At 74.7% G+C, this 19,962-nt stretch carries 19 protein-coding genes; 8 read left to right on the forward strand and 11 right to left on the reverse strand.

What is annotated here, in order from left to right; all coding sequences use genetic code 11:
* Positions 1-2,074 (reverse strand): non-ribosomal peptide synthetase (locus SZN_RS26050; protein ID WP_007500589.1); only part of this gene is annotated, 2,074 nt, incomplete at its 3' end.
* A 176-nt stretch (positions 2,075-2,250) separates the two neighbouring features.
* Between SZN_RS26050 and SZN_RS26055 the strand changes: the two genes are divergently transcribed.
* The 5 genes from SZN_RS26055 (at position 2,251) to SZN_RS26075 (ending at position 7,564) form a co-directional block, all read left to right on the forward strand.
* On the forward strand, positions 2,251-3,291 hold the full coding sequence (locus SZN_RS26055) for a FecCD family ABC transporter permease (protein ID WP_007500591.1): 1,041 nt from the start codon (positions 2,251-2,253) through the stop codon (positions 3,289-3,291).
* Positions 3,292-3,294: 3 nt separating this feature from the next.
* Positions 3,295-4,395, forward strand: a complete 1,101-nt coding sequence (locus SZN_RS26060; RefSeq protein ID WP_007500592.1) for a FecCD family ABC transporter permease — start codon at positions 3,295-3,297, stop codon at positions 4,393-4,395.
* A gap of 4 nt (positions 4,396-4,399) precedes the next feature.
* Positions 4,400-5,293 (forward strand): ABC transporter ATP-binding protein, encoded by an 894-nt coding sequence (locus SZN_RS26065; RefSeq protein ID WP_007500594.1) that lies wholly within the window; start codon positions 4,400-4,402, stop codon positions 5,291-5,293.
* Positions 5,294-5,413: 120 nt separating this feature from the next.
* Positions 5,414-6,757 (forward strand): lysine N(6)-hydroxylase/L-ornithine N(5)-oxygenase family protein, encoded by a 1,344-nt coding sequence (locus SZN_RS26070; protein ID WP_007500595.1) that lies wholly within the window; start codon positions 5,414-5,416, stop codon positions 6,755-6,757.
* Between the two features lie 9 nt (positions 6,758-6,766).
* Entirely contained in the window at positions 6,767-7,564 is a 798-nt protein-coding gene (locus tag SZN_RS26075) for an ABC transporter permease (RefSeq protein ID WP_007500597.1), read from the forward strand.
* 204 nt (positions 7,565-7,768) lie between these two features.
* On the opposite strand, the gene SZN_RS26080 is transcribed toward SZN_RS26075, so the two are convergent.
* The 3 genes from SZN_RS26080 to SZN_RS26090 are packed head-to-tail and all read right to left on the reverse strand — an operon-like array spanning position 7,769 to position 11,683.
* Entirely contained in the window at positions 7,769-9,835 is a 2,067-nt protein-coding gene (locus tag SZN_RS26080; RefSeq protein WP_007500599.1) for an iron ABC transporter permease, read from the reverse strand.
* Between the two features lie 4 nt (positions 9,836-9,839).
* The gene (locus SZN_RS26085; protein ID WP_007500601.1) at positions 9,840-10,829 is read right to left on the reverse strand and encodes an iron-siderophore ABC transporter substrate-binding protein; all 990 of its coding nucleotides are present in this window, start codon (positions 10,827-10,829) and stop codon (positions 9,840-9,842) included.
* Positions 10,826-11,683, reverse strand: coding sequence for an ABC transporter ATP-binding protein (locus SZN_RS26090; RefSeq protein WP_043733133.1), 858 nt, complete (start codon positions 11,681-11,683; stop codon positions 10,826-10,828). The genes SZN_RS26085 and SZN_RS26090 overlap by 4 nt, the downstream gene beginning before the upstream one ends.
* A 482-nt stretch (positions 11,684-12,165) precedes the next feature.
* Here SZN_RS26090 and SZN_RS26095 point away from each other — a divergent pair, with 482 nt between their 5' ends.
* Together SZN_RS26095 and SZN_RS26100 are read left to right on the forward strand one after the other, a co-directional pair.
* Positions 12,166-12,654: an HIT family protein gene (locus tag SZN_RS26095; protein ID WP_007500605.1), complete on the forward strand. Its 489-nt coding sequence runs from the start codon at positions 12,166-12,168 to the stop codon at positions 12,652-12,654.
* 111 nt (positions 12,655-12,765) lie between these two features.
* The gene (locus SZN_RS26100) at positions 12,766-13,458 is read left to right on the forward strand and encodes a GAF and ANTAR domain-containing protein (RefSeq protein WP_086021450.1); all 693 of its coding nucleotides are present in this window, start codon (positions 12,766-12,768) and stop codon (positions 13,456-13,458) included.
* A 195-nt stretch (positions 13,459-13,653) separates the two neighbouring features.
* Here SZN_RS26100 and SZN_RS26105 read toward each other — a convergent pair whose 3' ends face one another.
* The 5 genes from SZN_RS26105 to SZN_RS41570 all read right to left on the reverse strand — a co-directional run bounded on the left by SZN_RS26105 (position 13,654) and on the right by SZN_RS41570 (position 18,211).
* Positions 13,654-14,328: a DsbA family protein gene (locus SZN_RS26105; protein ID WP_007500610.1), complete on the reverse strand. Its 675-nt coding sequence runs from the start codon at positions 14,326-14,328 to the stop codon at positions 13,654-13,656.
* A complete protein-coding gene (locus tag SZN_RS43265) occupies positions 14,325-16,499 on the reverse strand; it encodes a bifunctional copper resistance protein CopD/cytochrome c oxidase assembly protein (RefSeq protein ID WP_007500612.1) in 2,175 nt (724 codons plus the stop codon). The genes SZN_RS26105 and SZN_RS43265 overlap by 4 nt, the downstream gene beginning before the upstream one ends.
* Entirely contained in the window at positions 16,489-17,106 is a 618-nt protein-coding gene (locus SZN_RS26115; RefSeq protein WP_007500614.1) for a copper resistance CopC family protein, read from the reverse strand. The genes SZN_RS43265 and SZN_RS26115 overlap by 11 nt, the downstream gene beginning before the upstream one ends.
* 90 nt (positions 17,107-17,196) lie before the next feature.
* Positions 17,197-17,871, reverse strand: coding sequence for a hypothetical protein (locus SZN_RS26120; protein ID WP_007500616.1), 675 nt, complete (start codon positions 17,869-17,871; stop codon positions 17,197-17,199).
* 184 nt (positions 17,872-18,055) lie between these two features.
* Complete coding sequence (locus SZN_RS41570; protein WP_167546329.1) at positions 18,056-18,211, reverse strand: hypothetical protein; 156 nt, start codon at positions 18,209-18,211, stop codon at positions 18,056-18,058.
* Here SZN_RS41570 and SZN_RS26125 point away from each other — a divergent pair.
* Positions 18,210-18,704, forward strand: coding sequence for a peptidylprolyl isomerase (locus SZN_RS26125; RefSeq protein WP_007500617.1), 495 nt, complete (start codon positions 18,210-18,212; stop codon positions 18,702-18,704). The genes SZN_RS41570 and SZN_RS26125 overlap by 2 nt on opposite strands.
* 90 nt (positions 18,705-18,794) lie before the next feature.
* Here SZN_RS26125 and SZN_RS26130 read toward each other — a convergent pair whose 3' ends face one another.
* Together SZN_RS26130 and SZN_RS26135 are read right to left on the reverse strand one after the other, a co-directional pair.
* Positions 18,795-19,232, reverse strand: coding sequence for a hypothetical protein (locus SZN_RS26130; RefSeq protein WP_007500618.1), 438 nt, complete (start codon positions 19,230-19,232; stop codon positions 18,795-18,797).
* A gap of 203 nt (positions 19,233-19,435) precedes the next feature.
* On the reverse strand, positions 19,436-19,642 hold the full coding sequence (locus tag SZN_RS26135) for a hypothetical protein (RefSeq protein ID WP_139063580.1): 207 nt from the start codon (positions 19,640-19,642) through the stop codon (positions 19,436-19,438).
* Positions 19,643-19,962: the final 320 nt, after the last annotated feature.

Below are 19,962 nucleotides of genomic sequence, written 5' to 3' on the forward strand. Positions count from 1 at the left end.
CCCTCCACTCCTCGACCAGCGCGTCGGGGTCGTCCTCGCGGGCGGTGTCGAGGGCGGGGACGACGTATGCGGCCAGACGGCGGTCGCCGGGGCGGTCCTCGCGGGCGATCACGGTGACCTGGTCGACGGCGGGGTGGCCGCGCAGCACGGACTCGATCTCGCCCGGCTCGATCCGGAAGCCGCGGATCTTGATCTGGGCGTCGGCGCGGCCGAGGAACTCCAGCCGCCCGTCGCCCTTCCAGCGCACCAGGTCGCCGGTGCGGTAGAGGCGTTCGCCGGGTGCGCCGAACGGGTCGGCGACGAACCGCTCGGCGGTCAGGCCGGGCCTGCCGAGGTAGCCGCGCGCCAGCCCCTCCCCCGCGAGGTGGAGCTCGCCGGTGACGCCGACCGGCACGGGGCGCAGCCGGGCGTCGAGGACGTAGGCGCGGGTGCCGGGGTCGGGCACGCCGATCGGCACGATCGCGCCCGCCGGGATGTCCGGATCGCACAGCCCGAGCGTGGAGTTGGTGGTCGCCTCGGTCGGCCCGTAGGCGTTGAACATCATCCGGCCGCGGGCGTAGCGGCCGACCAGTTCGGGTGAGACGCGTTCCGTGCCCGCGAGCAGGGTGGCGGTCGGCGGCAGCAGGACGTCGTCCGGCAGCGCGGACAGCAGCGCGGGCGGAAGGATCATGAAGGTGATGCCGTGGGCGTGCGCGTAGGCGGCGAGGGGGGCGGCGGGGACGCGGAGTTCGGCCGGTACGACGACCAGGCGGCCGCCGGAGAGCAGGCCGAGGCACAGGTCCCAGAACGCGACGTCGAAGCTGGGCGAGGCGAACTGGAGCACTCTGCTGTGCGGGCCGACGCCGAAGCGCTCGCTCTGGGTGGCGACGAGTTTGGCCACGCCGCTGTGGGCGAGGACGACGCCCTTGGGGCGGCCGGTCGAGCCGGAGGTGTAGATGACGTAGGCGGCGCCGCGCACGGTGAGGGGGGCGCCGCGGTCGGCGTCGGTGGGATCGTGGACCGGGCGGGCGGCCAACTCGGCGGCCGTGTCGGGGGAGTCGAGCACCAGCGGCGCCGTGCCGTCCCGCTCGGGCAGGTCGCGGACGGTCTCGGCGGTGGTCACCACGCAGACGGGCGCCGCGTCGCCGAGCATGTACGCGATGCGGTCGGCGGGGTAGTCGTGGTCGATCGGCAGATAGGCGGCGCCGGACTTCAGGACGGCGACCTCGGCGACGATCAGGTCGGTGGAGCGCGGCAGGGCGAGGGCGACGATGCGCTCGGGTCCGGCGCCGCGGGCGAGCAGGGCGTGGGCGAGCCGGTTCGCGCGCTCGTCCAGCTGGGCGTAGGTCAGTTGCTCGTCCTCGAAGACCAGGGCGACGGCGTCGGGGCGGGCGCGGACCTGGTCGGCGAACAGGGCGGGCCAGGTGCCGGCGGGAACGGTGTGCCCGGTGGCGTTCCAGTCGTGGACGACCTGCCGGTACTCCCGCTCCCCCAGCGGGGCGAGCCGGTCGGCGGGCCGGTCCGGACGGTCCAGGGCGTCCGTCAGCAGGGTCCGGTAGTGGGCGAGCAGCCGGTCGGCGGTGTCCGCGTCGAACAGGCCCGGTGCATAGGTCACTTGGGCCAGGCCGTCGCGTACCTCCCACAGCAGGTCGGCGGGGGCGGGGAGGTCGCCGGCGGGCCGGGCGGCGGTGGCGAACACGGCGTTGAAGAAGAGGCCGCCGCCGCGGGTCGGACGGGGGCGCAGCTCCTCGGCCAGCATCTCCAGGGGCAGCCGGTGGGCCTCCGCCTCCTGCCGGGCGTCCTCGACGCGCCGGACCAACTCCGCGAAGACCGGCTCGTGTGCGAGGGAGACGCGTACCGGAAGACCGTCGTGCCCGACGGTGACGTCCGCCGCCTGGCCGTAGCGGGCGAGCAGGGCGACGAAGGCGGCGAACAGGACGCCGTCCGGGGCGTCCGGGACCCCGGACAGGGTCCGGGTCTCCCGCGCGGTGGCCGGCCGGGCCGGGTAGGGCCGGTCGACGGGCAGTGGGATCTCCAGCGGAAGCGGAGTCAGCGTCCGCTGCCAGTAGGCCAGGACTTCCTCGGAACCGCACACGGCAGCGTGCCCTCCCCAGCAGGTCGTTCCCGGGCGAGCCGGGGATCGGCGCCATAGTAAGGTAAGGATTACCTAATTCATAGCGGTTGCATGGATGTGGCCAAGGGGTTGGGGCGGCGGCCGAAGTCGCCCTAAAGTCCTCACAGTTAAGGTAAGGCTGACCAAAGGACGTGCACGTGGGGACCTCTGCGGTCCGGGCGGCGAAAGGCCCCCGCGCGGCTCTTCTGCTCGCGCTGTCCGGTGCGGCGCTGCTCGCCCTGTGCGCCCTGTCGATGGCGTTCGGCGCGCTCGGCGTCCCGCCGGACCAGGTCTGGCACACCCTGCTCGGCGACCCGCCCAGCACCCGCGTCGACAACGTCATCTGGTCCGTGCGGCTGCCGCGCACCGCCCTCGGGCTGGCCACCGGCGCGGCGCTCGGCCTGTCGGGCGCGCTGATGCAGGCCCTGACCCGCAACCCGCTGGCCGACCCGGGCATCCTCGGGGTCAGCGCGGGGGCCGCCTTCGCCGTCGTCCTGTCGGTCGGGGTGCTGGGCATCGGCTCCGTCTACGGCTACATCTGGTTCGCGTTCGCCGGTGCGCTGGCCGCCAGCGTGCTGGTCTACGTGCTCGGCGGCCTCGGGCGCTCCGGGACCACGCCGGTGAAACTCGCCCTGGCGGGCGTCGCCGTCACGTCCCTGCTGTTCTCGCTGACCAGCGCGGTCGCGCTGACCGACCCGGACGCCCTGAACCGCTACCGCTTCTGGTCCGCCGGCTCGCTGGCCGACCAGAACACCGAAGTGCTGCTGCGCGTCCTGCCGTTCCTCGCCGTCGGCGGGGTGCTCGCGCTGGCCTGCGCGCCCGCCCTGAACAGCCTCGCCCTCGGCGACGACGTCGCCACGTCCCTCGGACTCAGGCTCGGGTGGGTGCGGGTGCAGGGCGTCGTCGCCGTCACCCTGCTCACGGGCGGCGCGGTCGCCGTGATCGGCCCGGTCGTCTTCGTCGGTCTGGTCGTCCCGCACATCGCCCGGGTCCTGGCGCAGGCCGCCGGTGTCGGCCCCGACCACCGCTGGCTGCTCCCCCTGTCCGCCGTGCTCGCCCCCTGCCTGCTGCTGGCCGCGGACATCAGCGGACGGCTGATCGCCCGGCCCGAGGAGATCCAGGCCGGGCTGCTGGTCGCCTTCATCGGCGGCCCGTTCTTCATCGCGCTGGTACGCCGCCGACGACTCGCGGAGCTGTGAGCCATGACCACCGAACCCGTCCCCGCCCCCGGCCGCAAGGCGCGCGCGGCGCCCGCCCGCGGCGCCCGCCGGCTCACCTTCCGCCTCCCGGTGCCGCCCGTCTCCGGGGTGCTGCGGCCCCGGCTGCCGGCCGTCTGCCTGGGCCTCGCGGCGGCCGCCTTCCTGCTGTTCGGCGTGGGGACGTCGGTCGGCGACATCGACCTGCCGCTCGGTGACGTGCTGCGCGCGCTGGTGGGCGCGGGCGACCCCGGCACCGCGCTCGTCGTGCGCGAACTGCGCCTGCCGCGCGCGCTGGCCGGGCTGCTCGTCGGCATCGCCTTCGGCGTCTCGGGCGCGCTGTTGCAGACGATGACGCGCAATCCGCTCGCCAGCCCCGACATGATGGGCATCACGCAGGGCGCGGGGACCGCCGTGGTCGCCGGGATCGTGCTCGGCCGGGACGGCGGCCTGAGCACCCAGGCGCTCGGGCTGGCCGGGGCGCTGACGGCCGCCCTGCTCGTCTACGCCCTGGCCTGGAAGCGCGGCGCGACCGGCTACCGCATCGTGCTGGTCGGCGTCGGCGTCGCCTGGATCTGCACCAGTGCCACCGACTACCTGATGGCCCGCGGCGAACGCCTCCAGGCGCAGGCGGCGCTGGGCTGGCTGGTCGGCAACCTCAACGGCCGCACCTGGCAGCAGATCACGCCCCTGGCCGTGACGACGGCGGTACTCGTGCCGGTGGCGCTGCTGCTCGGACGCCTGACGCGGACCCTGGAGCTCGGTGACGACGTGGCCCGGGGCCTGGGCACGCGCGTCCAGACCGTACGGGTGGCCGTCCTGCTGGCCTCCGTGGGCCTGGTGGCGTTCGGGACGGCGACCGCGGGGCCGGTGGCGTTCGTCGCGCTCGCCGCGCCGCAGATCGCCCAGCGGCTGGCCGGCACCGCCTTCCCGCCGCCGGTGTGCGCGGGGCTGACCGGGGCCGTGATGGTCCTCGGATCCGATCTCGCGGCGCGCAAGCTCGTCCCCGGCACCGAGCTGCCCGTCGGGATCGTCACGGGCGTGCTGGGCGCCCCCGTACTGCTGTGGCTGCTCGTTCGCGCCAACCGCGCGGGTTCAGGAGGCTGAGGACGTGTCGAAGAAGGACCCCGTGGCGGCCGGCGGCCCCGCACTGCGCGCCGAGAGGCTGCGCCTGGCCTACGACGACCGGATCGTCGTGGAGGATCTGGACCTGGCCGTGCCCCCCGGCCGGATCACGGTGATCGTGGGGGCGAACGCGTGCGGCAAGTCCACGCTGCTGCGGGCCCTCGCCCGGCTGCTGACCCCGAGATCGGGGGCGGTGCACCTCGACGGGCGCTCGATCCACTCCGTTCCCACCCGGACGCTCGCGCAGCGCCTCGGCATCCTGCCGCAGTCGCCGGTCGCGCCGGAGGGACTGACCGTCATCGACCTGGTGGGGCGCGGCCGTTCACCGCACCAGACCTGGTGGCGGCAGTGGTCGTCGGCCGACGAGGAGGCTGTGCACGGGGCGCTGCGGGCGACGGCGATGACGGACCTAGCGCACCGGGCGGTGGACGAACTCTCCGGCGGGCAGCGGCAGCGGGCCTGGATCGCGATGGCGGTGGCGCAGGACACCCCGGTGATGCTGCTGGACGAGCCGACGACGTACCTCGACCTCGCCCACCAGATCGACGTGCTCGACCTGATCACCGATCTGAACCGCCATCAGGGCCGCACGGTGGTGATGGTCCTGCACGACCTCAACCAGGCGTGCCGGTACGCCGATCACGTCGTCGCCATGAAGTCCGGGCGCGTCGTCGCCGAGGGCCCTCCGGCGGAGGTCGTCACGGCCGCCCTGGTGGACGAGGTCTTCGGGCTGCGGTGCGTGGTCGGCGAGGATCCGGTCAGCGGCACGCCGATGGTGGTGCCCGTCGGCCGGCACCACGAGGGCCCGGGACCGGCGGCGATCCCGGTCGCGGACACCACCGGCACACCCGGCAACCGCCATGGCGCCGCCCGTACATGACCCCGTTCAACCATTGCTAGGTAAGGCTAACCTTATCTAGCATGTGCCTGCTGGGGAGAGGACCCGGTGCCCTGCGCCGGAGGGCACCGCGAACTCCCCTCTACAGGAGGCGATGACGCGGTGACGACACTGCACAGTGGGCCGGACTCCATCTACGACGTTCTGGGCATCGGCTTCGGCCCGTCCAACCTCGCACTCGCGATCGCGCTCCACGAGCACGGTGTGACGGCGCGTCAGGGCGGTGTGCTGCGCGCCGCGTTCCTGGAACGGCAGCCCCGGTTCGGCTGGCACCGGGGCATGCTGATCGACGACGCCACGATGCAGGTGTCCTTCCTCAAGGACCTGGTGACGATGCGCGACCCCACCAGCGACTTCAGCTTCCTGTGCTACCTGCGCGAGCGCGGCCGGCTGGTGGACTTCCTGAACCAGAAGACCCTCTTCCCGCTGCGCATCGAGTTCCACGACTACTTCGAGTGGGCCGCCGCCCGCGTGGCGCACCTCGTCGAGTACGGCACCGAGGTGGTCTCGGTGAAGCCGGTCACCGAGGACGGGGAGGTCCGCTACTTCGACGTCGTCAGCCGCGACCCCGCGGCCCCGGACCGTCCGACCGTGCGCCGCACCCGCACGCTGTGCGTGGCCACCGGCCTGGAACCGCATCTGCCGCCCGGCTCACGCCCCTCCGAACGGGTCTGGCACAACAGCGAGTTGCTGCCGCGGGTCGGCGAACTGGGGCGGGACGGGACCCGGGTGCGCCGGGCGGTGGTCCTGGGCGCCGGCCAGAGCGCCGCGGAGGCGGTCGACTACCTGCACCGCGCCTTCCCGGAGGCCGAGATCTGCTCCGTCTTCGCCAAGTACGGCTACACCCCCGCCGACGACAGCCCGTTCGCCAACCGGATCTTCGACCCGGAGGCCGTCGACGTGTACTTCGGCGCCCCGCCAGAGGTGAAGCGGGCGCTGCACGACTACCACCGCAGCACCAACTACTCCGTGGTGGACATGGAGTTGATCGAGGCGCTGTCGCGCACGATGTACCAGGAGAAGGTCCAGGGCAGACAGCGGCTGCGGATGATGAACGTCTCCCGCATCCGCGAGGTCGAGGCGGGCGGGGACGGCGTACGCGTGACGGTGGAGTTCCTGCCCACCGGGGAACGCGAGGTGCTCACCTCCGACCTCCTCGTCTACGCGACGGGGTACCAGCCCCGCGGCATCGGCGACCACCTCGGCGAGATCGCCAAGCTCTGCCTGCGCGACGAGGAGGACCAGTTGCGCGTCGGCCGCGACCACCGCGTTCAGAGCGCGCCCAACGTCGCGGCGGACATCTACCTCCAGGGCGGCACCGAGCACACGCACGGCCTCACCTCGACCCTGCTGTCCACCACCGCCGTGCGCGCCGGGGAGATCTGCGCGTCCCTCCTCGCCCGGCACGGGGCGTCCCCCTCCCGGGCGGGCAGCCTCCTCGGATAGGGGAAGGGGGTGCTTCCGCTCGCCGCCGGCACCCTGCTGCCGGTCGGCGCCACGCTCGCCGTCGCGCTCGCCGTGCTGCTGCTCGCGGCCACCGCCGTGACGGCCCTGTTCCGGCTCTCCCCCGACGCCTCCCGCGGCAGGGCCGGCGAGGTCGTGACGGCGGGCGCGCGGGCGGCCGGCCAACTGGCCGCGGTGTCCCTGGTGATCGGCTGGGCCGTGCACCGCACCGCGGCCCTGCTCGGCTTCCTGCTGCTGATGTTCGCCGTCGCGACCCGCACGGCGGGACGCCGCGTCACGGCGAACGGCACCTGGTGGTGGGCGGCCCTGCCGCTCGCGGTGCCGGTCGTCCCGGTCGTGGCCGCGCTGGTGCTGTCCGGCCTGCTGACCGTGCCGGGCATCGCCGTCGTCCCGGTCAGCGGCATCCTCATCGGCGGCGCGCTGACCGCGACGGTCCTCGCCGGGCGCCGCGCCCTGGACGAGGCCGCCGCCCGGCACGGCGAGGTGGAGGCCGCGCTGTCCCTCGGCCTCCCCGAACGCGAGGCCCGCCTCGAAGTGGTCCGGGGCGCGGCCTCCGACGCCCTGCTCCCGGCCCTGGACCAGACCCGCACGGTGGGCCTGGTCACGCTGCCGGGCGCGTTCGTCGGGATGCTCCTGGCGGGCGCCTCCCCGGTCCTGGCGGGCGCGGTCCAGGTGTTCGTCCTGATCGCCCTGCTCGCGGTCGAGGCGCTGGCGGTGGCCCTGACGGTCGAACTCGTGGCCCGGCGCCTGCTCCACCGCGACCCGCCCCCGGACGGCGGCACCCGCTAGGGCGTGACCGGGAGGGTCCACCGGCTCGCGACGCCCGGCGGACCCTCCCGGCCGCGGCACCGGCCGGCGCGGCGGGCGATCTGCCCGTCACGGAGCGGCGGGCGCCGCGTACGCCGCCCGCCGCGGCACCGGCCGCCGCTCGACCGCCCTCCCGTACGCGCACGCGCGCGTCGCGGGTCCGCGGAGATCCGCCCGAAGGGGGCCTCAGCGGCGGCTGCGCACCAGCAGATGCAGGAAGTACGGCGTGCCGATCACCGCCGTCATCAGACCGGCCCCGAGCTGGGCCGGCGCGATGACGGTGCGGCCCAGCAGATCGGCGGCGCCCACCAGCGCCGCGCCGAGCAGCACGGCCACCGGGACCACCCGTACGTGCCGGCGGCCCACCAGCGCCCGTGCCGCGTGCGGCGCGACGAGCCCGACGAAGCCGATGGTGCCCGCGGCGGCGACCGCGGTGGCGCTCAGCAGCACGCTCACGGCGAGGAAGCCGAGCCGCCCGCGCGCCAGGCGCAGGCCCAGGAGCCTCGGGGTGTCGTCGTCGAGCGAGACGAGGTCGAGTTCCCGGCGCCGGACGGCCGCGAAGACCAGCCCGAGGACCAGGACGGCGGCGAGCGGGACGGTGTCCGGCATGCTCCGCCCGTAGGTGGAACCGGACAGCCAGGTGAGGGCCTTCGTCGCGTTGAACGGATCGGTGAGGACGATCAGCAGGCTGATCAGGGCGGTCGTCCCGGTGGCGACCCCGATGCCGACGAGGACGAGCCGGTTCTGCTGGAACCCGCCGCGCGCGGCGAGCCCGAACACGAGCACCGAGGTGAGCGCGGCGCCCGCGAACGCGGCACCGGCCACGCCCCAGGTGCCGGCCAGGGGCACGGTCGTCACCAGCAGCACCGCGCCGAGCGCGGCCCCGCCCGAGACGCCCAGGACACCGGGTTCGGCCAGCGGGTTGCGGGTGACGGCCTGGACGAGCGTGCCCGCCAGGGCGAGCGCCGCGCCCGCGAGGAGCGCCGCGAGCACCCGGGGGACGCGGGTGTCCAGGACGAAGGAGACGGTGCGGCCGGACCTGCCCTGGGCCCAGTTCACCACGTCGCCCAGGAGGAGTTTGCTGTCGCCCAGCAGGACGGCCGCGATGGTCACGCCCACGACGACCGCGGCCAGGACCGCGGTCGTGGCGAGGAAGACGGCCCGGCTGCGCAGCCGCAGCCGGTCGGGGGCCGCGGCGGCGGCGGTGTCCTTCAGCCGGGTGGCCATCACGACCAGGAACACCGCGCCGACCAGGCTCGTGACGACACCGGTGGGCACGGCGACCGCGAGGTCGGCCGGGACGAGTGCGCGCAGCAGCACGTCCGAGCCCAGCACCAGCGCCGCGCCGATCAGGCCCGCGGTGGGAAGGCGCGCGCGGGAGCGGGCGAAACCGGCGAACCGGCGGGCGAGGGGGCGCAGCAGGGCGGGCGCGCACAGTCCGACGAAGCCGATGGGACCGGCGAGCGTGACGGCCGCCGCGGAGAGCAGCGAGGCGAGCACGACCACCGTGACGCGGGTGGCGCGGACCGGCACGCCGAGGCCGCGGGCCGCGTCGTCGCCGAGGGCGAGCGCGTCGACGCGGCGGGCCACCAGCAGCAGTCCGGCCAGCGCGGCGAGTCCGATCGGCGCCATCTGGGCGACGCCGTCGAAGCCGTTCTGGGAGATGCTGCCCTGGTTCCACTGGTAGAGGCCCTGGGTCTCCTGCGGGAAGAGCAGGAGCAGCCCCTGGGCGACGGCGGTCAGCCCGAGGGCGAGGGCGGTGCCGGCGAGGACCAGGCGGACGGTGCCCGCGCCCAGCCCGGACAGGCCGAGGACGACGGCGGCCGAGGCGAGGCTGCCGGCGAACGCGACACCGGAGGAGGCGAGCAGCGGCAGCGAGGCCCCGGTGACGGCGACCGCGCCGAGCGCCAGGTAGGAGCCCGCGTTGACGGCGAGGGTGTCGGGTGAGGCGAGCACGTTGCGGCTGACGGCCTGGAGGGCGGCGCCCGCCGTGCCGAGGAGGGCGCCGACCAGCAGTCCTGCGGTCATCCTGGGCAGCCGGGAGGCGACGACGACCGAGGCGTCGGACGCCTCGGCCCGGCCGGTGAGCGCCTTGAGCACCTCGGCGCCGCCGACGGAGGCGGTGCCCTGGGTGATGTCGGCGACGGCGAGGACGGCGAGCAGCAGGACCAGGGCGGCCGTCACCGCGGCCGCGCCCGCCCGGGACGTGCGGGCCGGGTGGCGGGGGACGGAGGAGGGCGCGGTGACGGCCACGGCGCTACTTCTTCAGCGCGGCGACGAGGGCGTCGGCGTACGCCTTCATCGATCCGGGGCCGCCGAACATCCAGATGCCGTCGGGCAGCCGGTGGACGTTGCCCTTCTTCACGAACGGCAGCGAGGTCCACACCTTGTCCTTGGCCAGGGCCTCGGTGAAGGGGGTGCTGGTCTTGTCGTCGTCGTTGCCGATGTAGGCGAACCGCACGTCGGCGCCGAGCTTGGTCAGGCCCTCGACGTCGGTGCTGCCGAGCCCGTAGGACTTGTCGCCCGTGCCGGTCCAGGCGTTCTTCAGGCCGAGCCGCTCGTTGACGGCGCCGATGAGCGAGCCGCTGGTGTACGGCCGCAGGGTGACCTGGTTGGAGACGACGTAGCCGTCGGCGAAGGCGATCCCGGTGCCGCCGAGCCCCGCGTCCGCGAGGGCCTTCCTGCCCGCGGCGAGCCCCGCGTCGAAGTCCTTCTTGATCCGGTCGGCCTGCTCGGTGGTGCCGGTGGCCTTCGCGAGGAGGTCGAGGTTCTTCGTCATCTGCCCGATCGGGTCGGCGGCGTCGGCGGAGCGCACCTCCAGGACCGGGGCGACCTTGCGCAGTTGCTTGACGGCGGCCGGGGCCAGGTCGGTGCTGGCGACGATGAGGTCCGGGGCGAGCGCGGCGACGGTGTCCATGCTGGGCTCGCCGCGGGTGCCGATGTCCTTGGGGTCGTTCTTCAGCGGGACCGCCTGGTCCCAGGACTTGTAGCCCTTGACGTCGGCGACGCCGACCGGGTCGACGCCGAGGGAGACCAGCAGCTCGACCTCGTGCCACTCGGTGCCGACGACCTTCTTGGCCGGTCCGTCCAGTACGAGCTTCTTGCCCGCGCCGTCGGTGAGGCTGATGGCCTGGTTCTGCTGCTTCTTCGCACCGGCGCCGTCGGCGGCGGGCTCGGTGGAACCGCAGGCGGTCAGGGCGAGCGCCGCGGCGGTGGCGGCCGCCGCGGTCGTCAGGAGGCGTCTCATGAGGGTGTGGTGAGCCTTTCGCTTCGCGTGTGGTGGCGGCCGAGGGCGCGGGTGCGCAGCCGGCCGGTGAGCGGATCGGTGCCGACCTCGATGCGGATGCCGTAGACGGCGGTCAGCCGGTCGGCGGTCAGGACGTCGTCGGGGGTGCCGTCCGCGACGATCCGGCCCTCGCACAGCAGCACGATCCGGTCGGCGAGGGCGGCGGCCTGGTCCAGGTCGTGCAGGACGGCGCCCACGGCGATGCCGTGGTCGTCGGCCAGGTCGCGGACGAGGTCGAGGAGTTCGATCTGGTAGCGCAGATCGAGATAGGTCGTCGGTTCGTCCAGGAGCAGGACGCCGGTCTCCTGCGCGAGGCAGCCCGCGAGCCAGACCCGCTGGAGCTGTCCTCCGGAGAGGTGCTCGGCGCCGCGCTCGGCGAGGTCCGCCACGCCCGTCAGGGCGAGGGCGCGGGCCACCGCCGCCGGGCCGTCCGGATCGGCCCTGCCCCACCGGCCGCGGTAGGGGTACCGGCCGAACTCGACGACGTCCCGGACGGTCAGTCCGCTGGGGACGGGGCGGCCCTGGGTCAGCAGGGCCACCTGCCGGGAGAACTCACGCGGCGTCAGCGCGAGGCCGTCCGCGCCGTCGATGACGAGTTCGGCCTCCCTGGGCCGCTGGAGCCGCGCGACCGTCCGCAGCAGCGTCGACTTGCCGCTGCCGTTCGGCCCGACGAGGACGGTCACCTCGCCGGGACGCAGCCTCAGCGAGGCGTCATGGACGACGTCGGCGCCCTCGTACGCCACGGTGACGCCCGTGGCCGACAGTTCATGGCCGCGGGGACGCACCGCCGCAGAGCTCTCTTCACCTGCTTGCACGTGGCACAGGTTAGCCTAACCTAAGTCGAGGTCGGCACCGGGGGGTCCCCGAGAGCGCAAGCGGGAAGTCGGCCAAAGTCCGGCAGCCTCCCGGGAGATGCCCGATACGCCCCTTACCGCGGCCTTTCACCGGCCGCGGACCCGACTCCGCGGCGGGACCGGCGGACGGGACGGAGGGGGAGGCCGCGCAAGGCGCGGGACCGGCGTCGCCCTCGGCGGCAGCCTCCTGGCGACGGCCGGCGGCCCGCGCACCGGCACGGCCCTCGGCGCCGGGGCGCACCTGCTCGCGGCGGCTCCCACCCGGCGGTGCGTGCCCGCGCGAACGCAGGTGCAGCACAAACCGGTTGACGGTACGTCAGTCCGTGCGTCGCCCGGGGAGGCGGCGCACCGGGCCGAGTCGGCCCGGTACCCGGACCGCGGCCGGGGCGCTTCCCGCGCGAGCACCCGGACGCAACGCGTCGCGCACGGGTAGCGTCGGGAGCATGGACGACGACTGGCGCCGGGACCGGATCGGCAGCGCCCTGCGGGGCGCGAACCCCACCGTGCTGCGCCGGCTGGAGGCGGGCTTCGCGGTCATGGGGGACGTCCAGTTCCTGCCGGGGTACGCGCTGCTCCTCGTGGACGACCCCGCCGTCCAGCGGCTCTCGCAGCTCTCCCGGACCAGGAGGACGGCCTTCCTGTCCGGCATGGACCGGCTCGGCGAGGCGGTCGAGCGCGTGTGCGCCCGGCTCGACCCCGCCTTCCGCCGGGTCAACCTGGAGATCCTCGGGAACACCGACCCGTATCTGCACGCCCACGTCTGGCCCCGGTACGACTGGGAGCCGCCCGGACTGGCCGGCCGCCCGGTGTGGCTGTACCCGCCCGCCCGCTGGAGCGACGGGCGGCACGCCCTGGCGCCGCGGCACGACGTGCTGCGGGAGGCGATCGGCGCGGAACTGGACCGCTCGGCCCGCCCGGACGCGCGCCCCTGACGCCGGGTCCCCGCCCGCGCGGCCCTGTGCCGTCCGCCACAGCGGGCGCACCCGCGTGGAATGCTGGGTATACGGCAGGTCCGGTGAGCAGACCGACAGGTGGAGGACGTGATGGACTGGGCCCGGTTCGCGCAGGCGCTGGCCTCGATGGCACGGGATCTCCTGGCACAGGAGTCACTCGGCGCCACGCTGGAACGGATCACGGACTCCGCCATCGAACTGGTGGAGGGCTGCGACGCGGCCGGCATCCTGGTGCTGCACGGCAGGAGGCAGGTCCAGAGCCTCGCCCCGACCGAGGAGCTGGTGGTGCGCAGCGACAAGCTCCAGGAGCGGCTGGGCGAGGGGCCGTGCTTCGACGCCGCCCGCACCAAGGAGGGCGAGCGCGTCTTCCGCATCCCGGACTTCACCCGGGACACCGAGCGCTGGCCGTCCTTCGCCCCGCAGGCGTCCGAGCTGGGCGTGGGCAGCATGATGGGCTTCCTGCTGTACACCGAGGACGAGGACTTCGGCGCGCTGAACCTCTACTCGCGCAAGCCCGGCGCCTTCACCGAGGCCAGCGAGCTGGCCGGCTGGCTGCTGGCGTCGCACGCCGCCGTCGCCTTCTCCAGCGCGCGCACCCACGCCCAGATGGAGAACGCCGTCGCCACCCGCCATATGATCGGCGAGGCGATGGGCATCATCATGGGCAGCCACGACCTCACCGAGGACCAGGCCTTCGACGTGCTGCGGCGCTACTCGCAGGAGAAGAACGTCAAGCTCCGCGAGGTCGCCCGGCTCGTCTGCGAGCAGGGCGGCCTGTCGTGACGGGTGGGCGGCTCCTCCGGCTCGCGGTCTGAACCGGAGGAGCCCGGCCGGGCCAGCCCCAGGGGGGAAAGCGCCACTGCGCCCGGCCTCCCCGTCCAAGTCCCCCGCCCGGCGCTTTTCACTCGGCCCGGCGCGCGGCGGCTCCGCCCGGCCCCGTGGCGCGCCCCCGCGGGGCGCCGGGGCCGGGCGCCGCCGTCACTTCTTGGCCGCCAGCCCCGCCTCGACCTGCTTCTTGAATGCGTCGTAGGACTCCGGGTTGGTGATCTTCTTGCCGCCGATGAAGAACGTCGGCGTGCCCTGGACGCCCAGGCCGAGGCCGTCGCGCTGGTCCGCCTGGACCCGCTTGGCGACCGCGGGGTCCTTCAGGTCCGCGTCGAACTTGGCGAGGTCGAGGCCGATCTGCTTCGCGTAGCCGCGGAAGAGCTGCTGCTTGCTCTCCTGCGCCTCGCCCCACGCCTTCTGCGTGGTGAAGAGCTTGTTGTACATCGCCTCGAACTTGCCCTGCCGGGCGGCGGCCTCGGCCGTGCGGGCGGCGAGCTCGCCGTTGCGGTGGCCGGGCATCGGGAAGTAGCGGGCGACGAAGGTGACGCGGTCGCCGTACTCCTTGCGCAGCTGCTCGACGAGGGGGTAGTAGGCGCCGCACGCCTCGCACTCGAAGTCGAGGAACTCCACGAAGGTCAGCTCGCTGTTCGCGGGGTCGCTCAGCCGGTGGCTGGAGTCCCGCACGGGCTTGGCCTCGGCGGCCGGCTTGACGTCGAGGGCCGTGCTGGAGGGGGTGTCCGGCGCCAGGAGCACGTAGGAGCCGATGGCGGCGGCGAAGCCCGCCAGCAGCACTGCGGCGACGATCAGGTTCTTCGTCAGCTTGTTCATGCGTCCTTCTTCACGGTGTCGGGCGTGGGGACCGCGGACGCCGGGGTGTCGGCGGCCTCGGAGCCGGTGCCGGTGGGGGCGCTGTCGGGAACGGGGCCTGCGGGACTCGGGACGCCCTGCCCGGACGCGCCGGCGTCGAGCACCCGGCCGTCGCGGGCGTGCAGGCTCGCCAGGTAGGCGTTGTAGGCGGCCAGGGGGTCCTTGTCGTCGCCCCGGTCGATCTGCCGGTCCACCCGCCGGGCCTCGCGCTGGTCGGAGCGTACCCACTGGACGGACAGGATGAGGGTGGTGATGAGTACGGGGATGTCGCCGGTGGCCCAGGCGATGGCGCCGGCGTTGTACTGGTCCTGCATCACGTCGGTCACCCAGGGCCGGTCCAGCAGCGACCACCAGCCCTTGCCGATCAGCTCCGTCGAGCTCATCAGGGAGATGCTGAACCAGGAGTGGAACGGCATCGTCAGGATCAGCGCGAACAGGCGTCCCAGGAAGGGCGGCCGGCGCGGGCCGGGGTCGACACCGATGATCACCCAGAAGAACAGCAGGCCGACCGCCAGGAAGTGCAGCAGCATGAACATGTGGCCGAGATGGCTGCGCATCAGGGTCTCGAAGAGCGAGGTGTAGTACACGGCGAAGGCGCTGCCGATGAACAGCACGCTCGCCACCACGGGGTTCGACAGGATCCGCACGTACCGGCTGTGCAGGAGCTTCATCAGCATCTCGCGGGGCCCGTCCGGCGAGCCCTTGGGCACGGACGGCAGGGCGCGCAGCGCGAGGGTGGCGGGGGCGCCCAGCACCAGCAGGATCGGCACGGTCATCGCGAGGATCATGTGCTGGCCCATGTGCACGCTGAACAGCACCCGGCCGTACACGGCGAGGCCGCTCATCGTGGCCAGCACGGTCACCGCGAGGCCCAGGAGCCAGGAGATCGTGCGGCCGACCGGCCAGGAGTCGCCGCGCTTGCGGAGCTTGCGCACGGCGGACAGGTACAGCAGCGCCGCGCCGCCGGTGCCGAAGGCGAACAGCGGGTCGAAGTGCCACTGCGTGAACAGCGGCGTCCACGGGAAGTTGCCGAGCGGCGGCGGCATCGCGTAGCCGATCAGCTCCTCGGCGGGAGTCAGGTTGGCGATGCCCGAGTCGGGCGCCGGGGTGCGCGAGAGGCCGACCGCGAGTCCCATCGCGGCCGCCATCAGCAGCAGTTCGCCCGCGGCGAGGCGGACGAACGCCCGCCGCCGGCCCGCCACCAGGGCGGGCAGCGTCCGGCGCCGGTGCCACCAGCCGATCAGGCCCAGCCCGGCCAGCGCCACCGTCTTGCCGAGGAGCATCAGGCCGTACCGGCTGCCGAACACGTCACCGAGGGAGGGCAGCCGCACGGCGGCGTTGACGATGCCGCTGGCCGCGACCAGCAGCAGCGCCCACGCGGCCAGCGGGCTGAAGCGCCGTACCGCGTCGGCGGTCCCCTCCTCCCGGCGCGCGGCGGCCACCAGCACGAACAGCAGACCGCCGACCCAGACCGCGACCCCGACCAGGTGGAAGGCGAGGCTCGTGACGGCGGCGTCGTGGTTGCCGGACGCCGAGGAGTGTCCGGTGAAGGCCGGCGGCAGCAGGCCCGCGAAGGCGAGGAGGAGGGCGAAGCGCGCCCAGCGGGCGCTGCCGATGCCCACGCACAGCGTGGCGATCAGGCCGCCGGCGGCCGCCGCCATGGCGAAGGCGCGGCCCTGGCCGTCGGTGATGACGAAGTCCGCCACCACGTCGAGGGTGGCGATCTCGGAGACGGGCTTGGCGAACAGGTCGGAGAGGGTGAAGACCAGGCTGCCCACCGAGGCCACGGTCCAGACCGCGGCGGACACCGCGGCCCAGTTGAGGTAGCGCAGCTGGGCCGGGCCGAGCCGGCGGCCGCCGGGCAGCAGGATGGTCACCAGCAGCAGGGCGCCGATGGTCGCGACGGCCGCGGCGTCCGAGAGCGTGCGGGCCGCGGGCAGACCCCAGGTGGTGAGCGCGCCCGCGTCGTCGATGCCGGGTACGGCGGCGCTCGTGCCGCCCCCGGCCTTGACCGCGGCCAGGGCGACGGCGGCGCAGGCCGCGGCCGCGCCGGTCAGCACCAGCGCCAGTTTGCGCGTGCGCGGCGGCCGGGGCGCGGTCGCGGGGGCGGTCGCCGTGTCGTCAGTCGCCACGGCCGGCCCGCCTGCGGCGTGCCACGAACGCGAGAACCACGCCGATCACCGCCACGGCGCCGACGCCGGCGAGCACCGGCACGGTCGAACCGCCGGAGGAGTCGGCCGAGGCGGTGCCCGCGGCCGGGCTGGGGGCCTTGGAGCGCTCGGGCGCGGCCGAGGGGGTCGCCTGCTGCTCGGGCGTGGCCGACGGGGTCGGGGACGGTGAGGCCGCCTCCTTGACCGTGAACTTGTAGGAGCCGGAGACGGGGTGCCCGTCGGCGGACACGACCCGGTAGCCCACCGTGTACACGCCCGCCGGGGTGCCGGGGGCCAGGTCGAGGGTCACGCTCTTGCCGTCGACCTGGGGGCCGCCCTCGGCCGCGGACTTCCCGTCCTTGCCCGTCACCGCGACCTTGGCGTACTTCTGGCTCATGGGGTCGCTGAAGGTGAGCTTCACGTTCTGCGGCGGCCCGGTGACGACGGCCCCGGAGCGGGGACTCGTGCTCTTCACGTCGGTGTGCGCGGCGGCCTGCGGGACGGCCGTGGCCAGGGCGACGGCGGCGGCGGCCGGAACGACGAGGACGCGGGCCGCCGTGCGGGCGGCACGCCGGTGTGTTGCGTGCATGATCAAGGGGCTTTCTGTGGCCCCCGGCGGCACCGTGGCCGCCGGGACGGGAGGGACCGGCCCTGACGGGCGGTCCTCGGGTGCTGCCCGTCAGGGAAGCGGCGGACCGCCGATCGGCATCGGCCGGAAGGGGGCGAGGGGGAGGCGCGTCCGCCGGGGCGGGGACCTGCCCGCGTGCAGCCGTACCGGCCGGTCCGGACGCGGCGCGGTCGTGGTCCGGCGCGCGGCGGGCGCCGGAGCGGTGCCGTGCGCCCGGCCCCGCGGGGGCCGCACCAACAGCAGCAGACGGCCTACGGCCGCCAGCAGCGGCCTGCTCTGCCACAGCAGCCGCTCGCCCACGCCGAGCAGCCGGGCGGCCAGGAGCACGGAGACCAGATGGCCGCCCAGCACCACGCCGACGGGCGGACCGGCGGCGCCGCCGTGTTCCGCGAAGGCGCCGGGGCCGGACGGCAGGGCGCCGCCCCCCGTCATCGCGCGGCAGGCTCCGGGCAGCGCGGCGGCCGCGTGCGCGGTGATCTGGGCGGCCACCAGGGTCCCGACGACTTCGGCGTCGGTCAGCCGGCGCCGGGTCAGCAGCGCGGCGCCGGGGACGGCCACGGCGGCGACCGCGGCGAGGATGATCCAGCGGGGCGCGTGGCGCAGGCTCAGGACGTGCCCGGCCAGCGGCAGCAGGACGCACAGCGCGGCCAGTGCCCCGGCCCGCAGGCCGCGCAGCGCGCCGGACGCCGGGGAGGCGGTGCCGGTGGGGCGGCGGAGCGTGCGCATGGGAATCGGGCCTCGGGGGATCCGTGGGGCGGTCGGGCGGCAGAGGTGGCAAAGCGGGTGTCACTGTACGACTCCGGCAGCGTACCGACCCCGCCGACGCGGCGTGCCGCCGGGTGGACCCCGCCCGCTTCCGCGCAGGCTGAGGGAACCTCCGCGGCGGGGCCGCGGCATCACCCGTAGGACGCTACTGGCGGACCGCGCCGCCGAGTTGGCCCCGGCGGGCCGCACGCCCGGTGAGGGGTTCCCGCGGCGGGCCCGGGGCGGGCATCGCGGTCCCGGCGGGCGGCCCGGGAGGGGCCCGTTCGACCTGGCCGCTCCTGATGTGGAGAATCGAGGTCATGAGCGAGAACGTATTTTTCAAGGTTTCGGCCGGCGGCGAGGACCTCGGCCGCATCGTCTTCCGGCTCTACGACGACGTGGTGCCGAAGACCGCGCGCAACTTCCGTGAGCTGGCGACCGGTCAGCACGGTTTCGGTTACAAGGGTTCGCCTTTCCACCGGGTCATCCCCGAGTTCATGCTGCAGGGCGGTGACTTCACCAACGGCAACGGCACGGGCGGCAAGAGCATCTACGGCGAGAAGTTCGCGGACGAGAACTTCCAGCTGAAGCACGACCGGCCGTTCCTGCTCAGCATGGCGAACGCGGGCCCCGGCACCAACGGCTCGCAGTTCTTCGTCACCACCGTGGTCACGCCGTGGCTGGACGGCAAGCACGTCGTCTTCGGTGAGGTCGTCGAGGGCGAGGACGTCGTCAAGGCGATCGAGGCGCTCGGCAGCCGTTCCGGCACCACCGCCAAGAAGATCGTCGTCGAGGACAGCGGCATCGTCGCCTGACGTCCCCCGCGCGGCCCGCGGCCCGGCGTGGTGTCCACGCCGGGCCGTCCGTGTGTCCGGCCCCTGCCGCGGCGCGGCCGGGCAGGGGGGTCAGACGTCGCGGACGCCGTCGCCCGGCTCCGTCCCGGCCGGGGGCGAACCGATACGGCGGTAGGCGGCACGGGCGTGGGCCACGCGGGCCAGCACCGTGCCGACGAGGGCGGCCGCGAGCAGGCAGCCCAGCCAGGCCGTGTCCCGGGAACCGGCCCAGGTGAGGGTGCCGGCCGGGGGGATCGCGAAGGCGTTGAGGAACAGCCAGCACAGCAGGGCCGTGCCGGGCGCGGCGCTGAAGCGGGCCCACACCCCGAGGAGCGCGGCGAGCGCCGAGAGGGCGGTGAGCACGAGGACCGGGCGGCCGGTCCCCACCAGGGCGTTGGTGAGGGCGACGAGGCCCAGGGCTCCGGCGAAGGCGCCCGCCCAGACCAGCGGTGTCGGCACGGGCCGCGGAACGGGCCTGGCTCCCTGGCCGAAGGACACCCATTCGATCACTCTGCTGCTTCCTTCCGGTCCGCCCGCCGCCGGCCGGCACAGGACGGGAATCCGGTTGCCACGGCGCAACACACTGAACGCCGATTGTCTCACCGGCGCCGCCCCGCGCGTCCCGGCGGCCGGTGCCGGGGTGCTCGTCACAGTGGCACCGGAGGCCGGCCAAGGGAACGGCGTAATCGGACAGTTGGGCCGGGCACGGCGTCTCAGCGCGGGCGCCGGTCGTCCCGCCCGCCGCCGCTCCCCCGCTCGGGATCGCAGCGGTCCACGGCGATCCCGGCGACCACGAGGCCCACGGCGATGAGCAGGCCGTCGGCCACCACCATGCCCGCGACCAGGACGAGCAGGGCCGCGGCCAGGACCCACCGGGCCGCGGTGCGCGGGCGTACGCGCCTGTCCACCGGCTGAGGCACGGGTGCTCCTTCCCGGAACGCGGCGCGGCCCCGGGAGCGGGCGCGGACCGGGCGGGCCGCGCGCACGGCGGGGCGGACGGGGCGAGGAAGATCCAAGAGAACGCGGTGGACACAGACAGCACAGGGAACGCTGGGAACCGAGGGAGCGCCGAGGACGCCGGGACGGGAGCAACTCCACGCCGTGACGGCGGGGTTGGACCCTGGCCGGTGCTCCTCACTGCCATGTTTCCTGTCGGCGGACCGCCGCAAACGCCGCCGGGGCGACCTGCACGAACCCCCCACGCCCCGGAAGACCGGGCGAGGGGGGGCCGGGGACGGGC

This window comes from Streptomyces zinciresistens K42 (assembly GCF_000225525.1).
Taxonomy (GTDB): Bacteria; Actinomycetota; Actinomycetes; order Streptomycetales; family Streptomycetaceae; genus Streptomyces; species Streptomyces zinciresistens.

Bases quoted from the DNA above. Each gene is read 5' to 3' on its own strand.
- SZN_RS26060 (WP_007500592.1), top strand. From the start codon at position 3,295: ATGACCACCGAACCCGTCCCCGCCCCCGGCCGCAAGGCGCGCGCGGCG.
- SZN_RS26085 (WP_007500601.1), bottom strand. From the start codon at position 10,829: ATGAGACGCCTCCTGACGACCGCGGCGGCCGCCACCGCCGCGGCGCTC.
- SZN_RS26095 (WP_007500605.1), top strand. From the start codon at position 12,166: ATGGACGACGACTGGCGCCGGGACCGGATCGGCAGCGCCCTGCGGGGC.
- SZN_RS26100 (WP_086021450.1), top strand. From the start codon at position 12,766: ATGGACTGGGCCCGGTTCGCGCAGGCGCTGGCCTCGATGGCACGGGAT.
- SZN_RS26105 (WP_007500610.1), bottom strand. From the start codon at position 14,328: ATGAACAAGCTGACGAAGAACCTGATCGTCGCCGCAGTGCTGCTGGCG.
- SZN_RS26115 (WP_007500614.1), bottom strand. From the start codon at position 17,106: ATGCACGCAACACACCGGCGTGCCGCCCGCACGGCGGCCCGCGTCCTC.
- SZN_RS26120 (WP_007500616.1), bottom strand. From the start codon at position 17,871: ATGCGCACGCTCCGCCGCCCCACCGGCACCGCCTCCCCGGCGTCCGGC.
- SZN_RS26125 (WP_007500617.1), top strand. From the start codon at position 18,210: ATGAGCGAGAACGTATTTTTCAAGGTTTCGGCCGGCGGCGAGGACCTC.
- SZN_RS41570 (WP_167546329.1), bottom strand. From the start codon at position 18,211: ATGACCTCGATTCTCCACATCAGGAGCGGCCAGGTCGAACGGGCCCCT.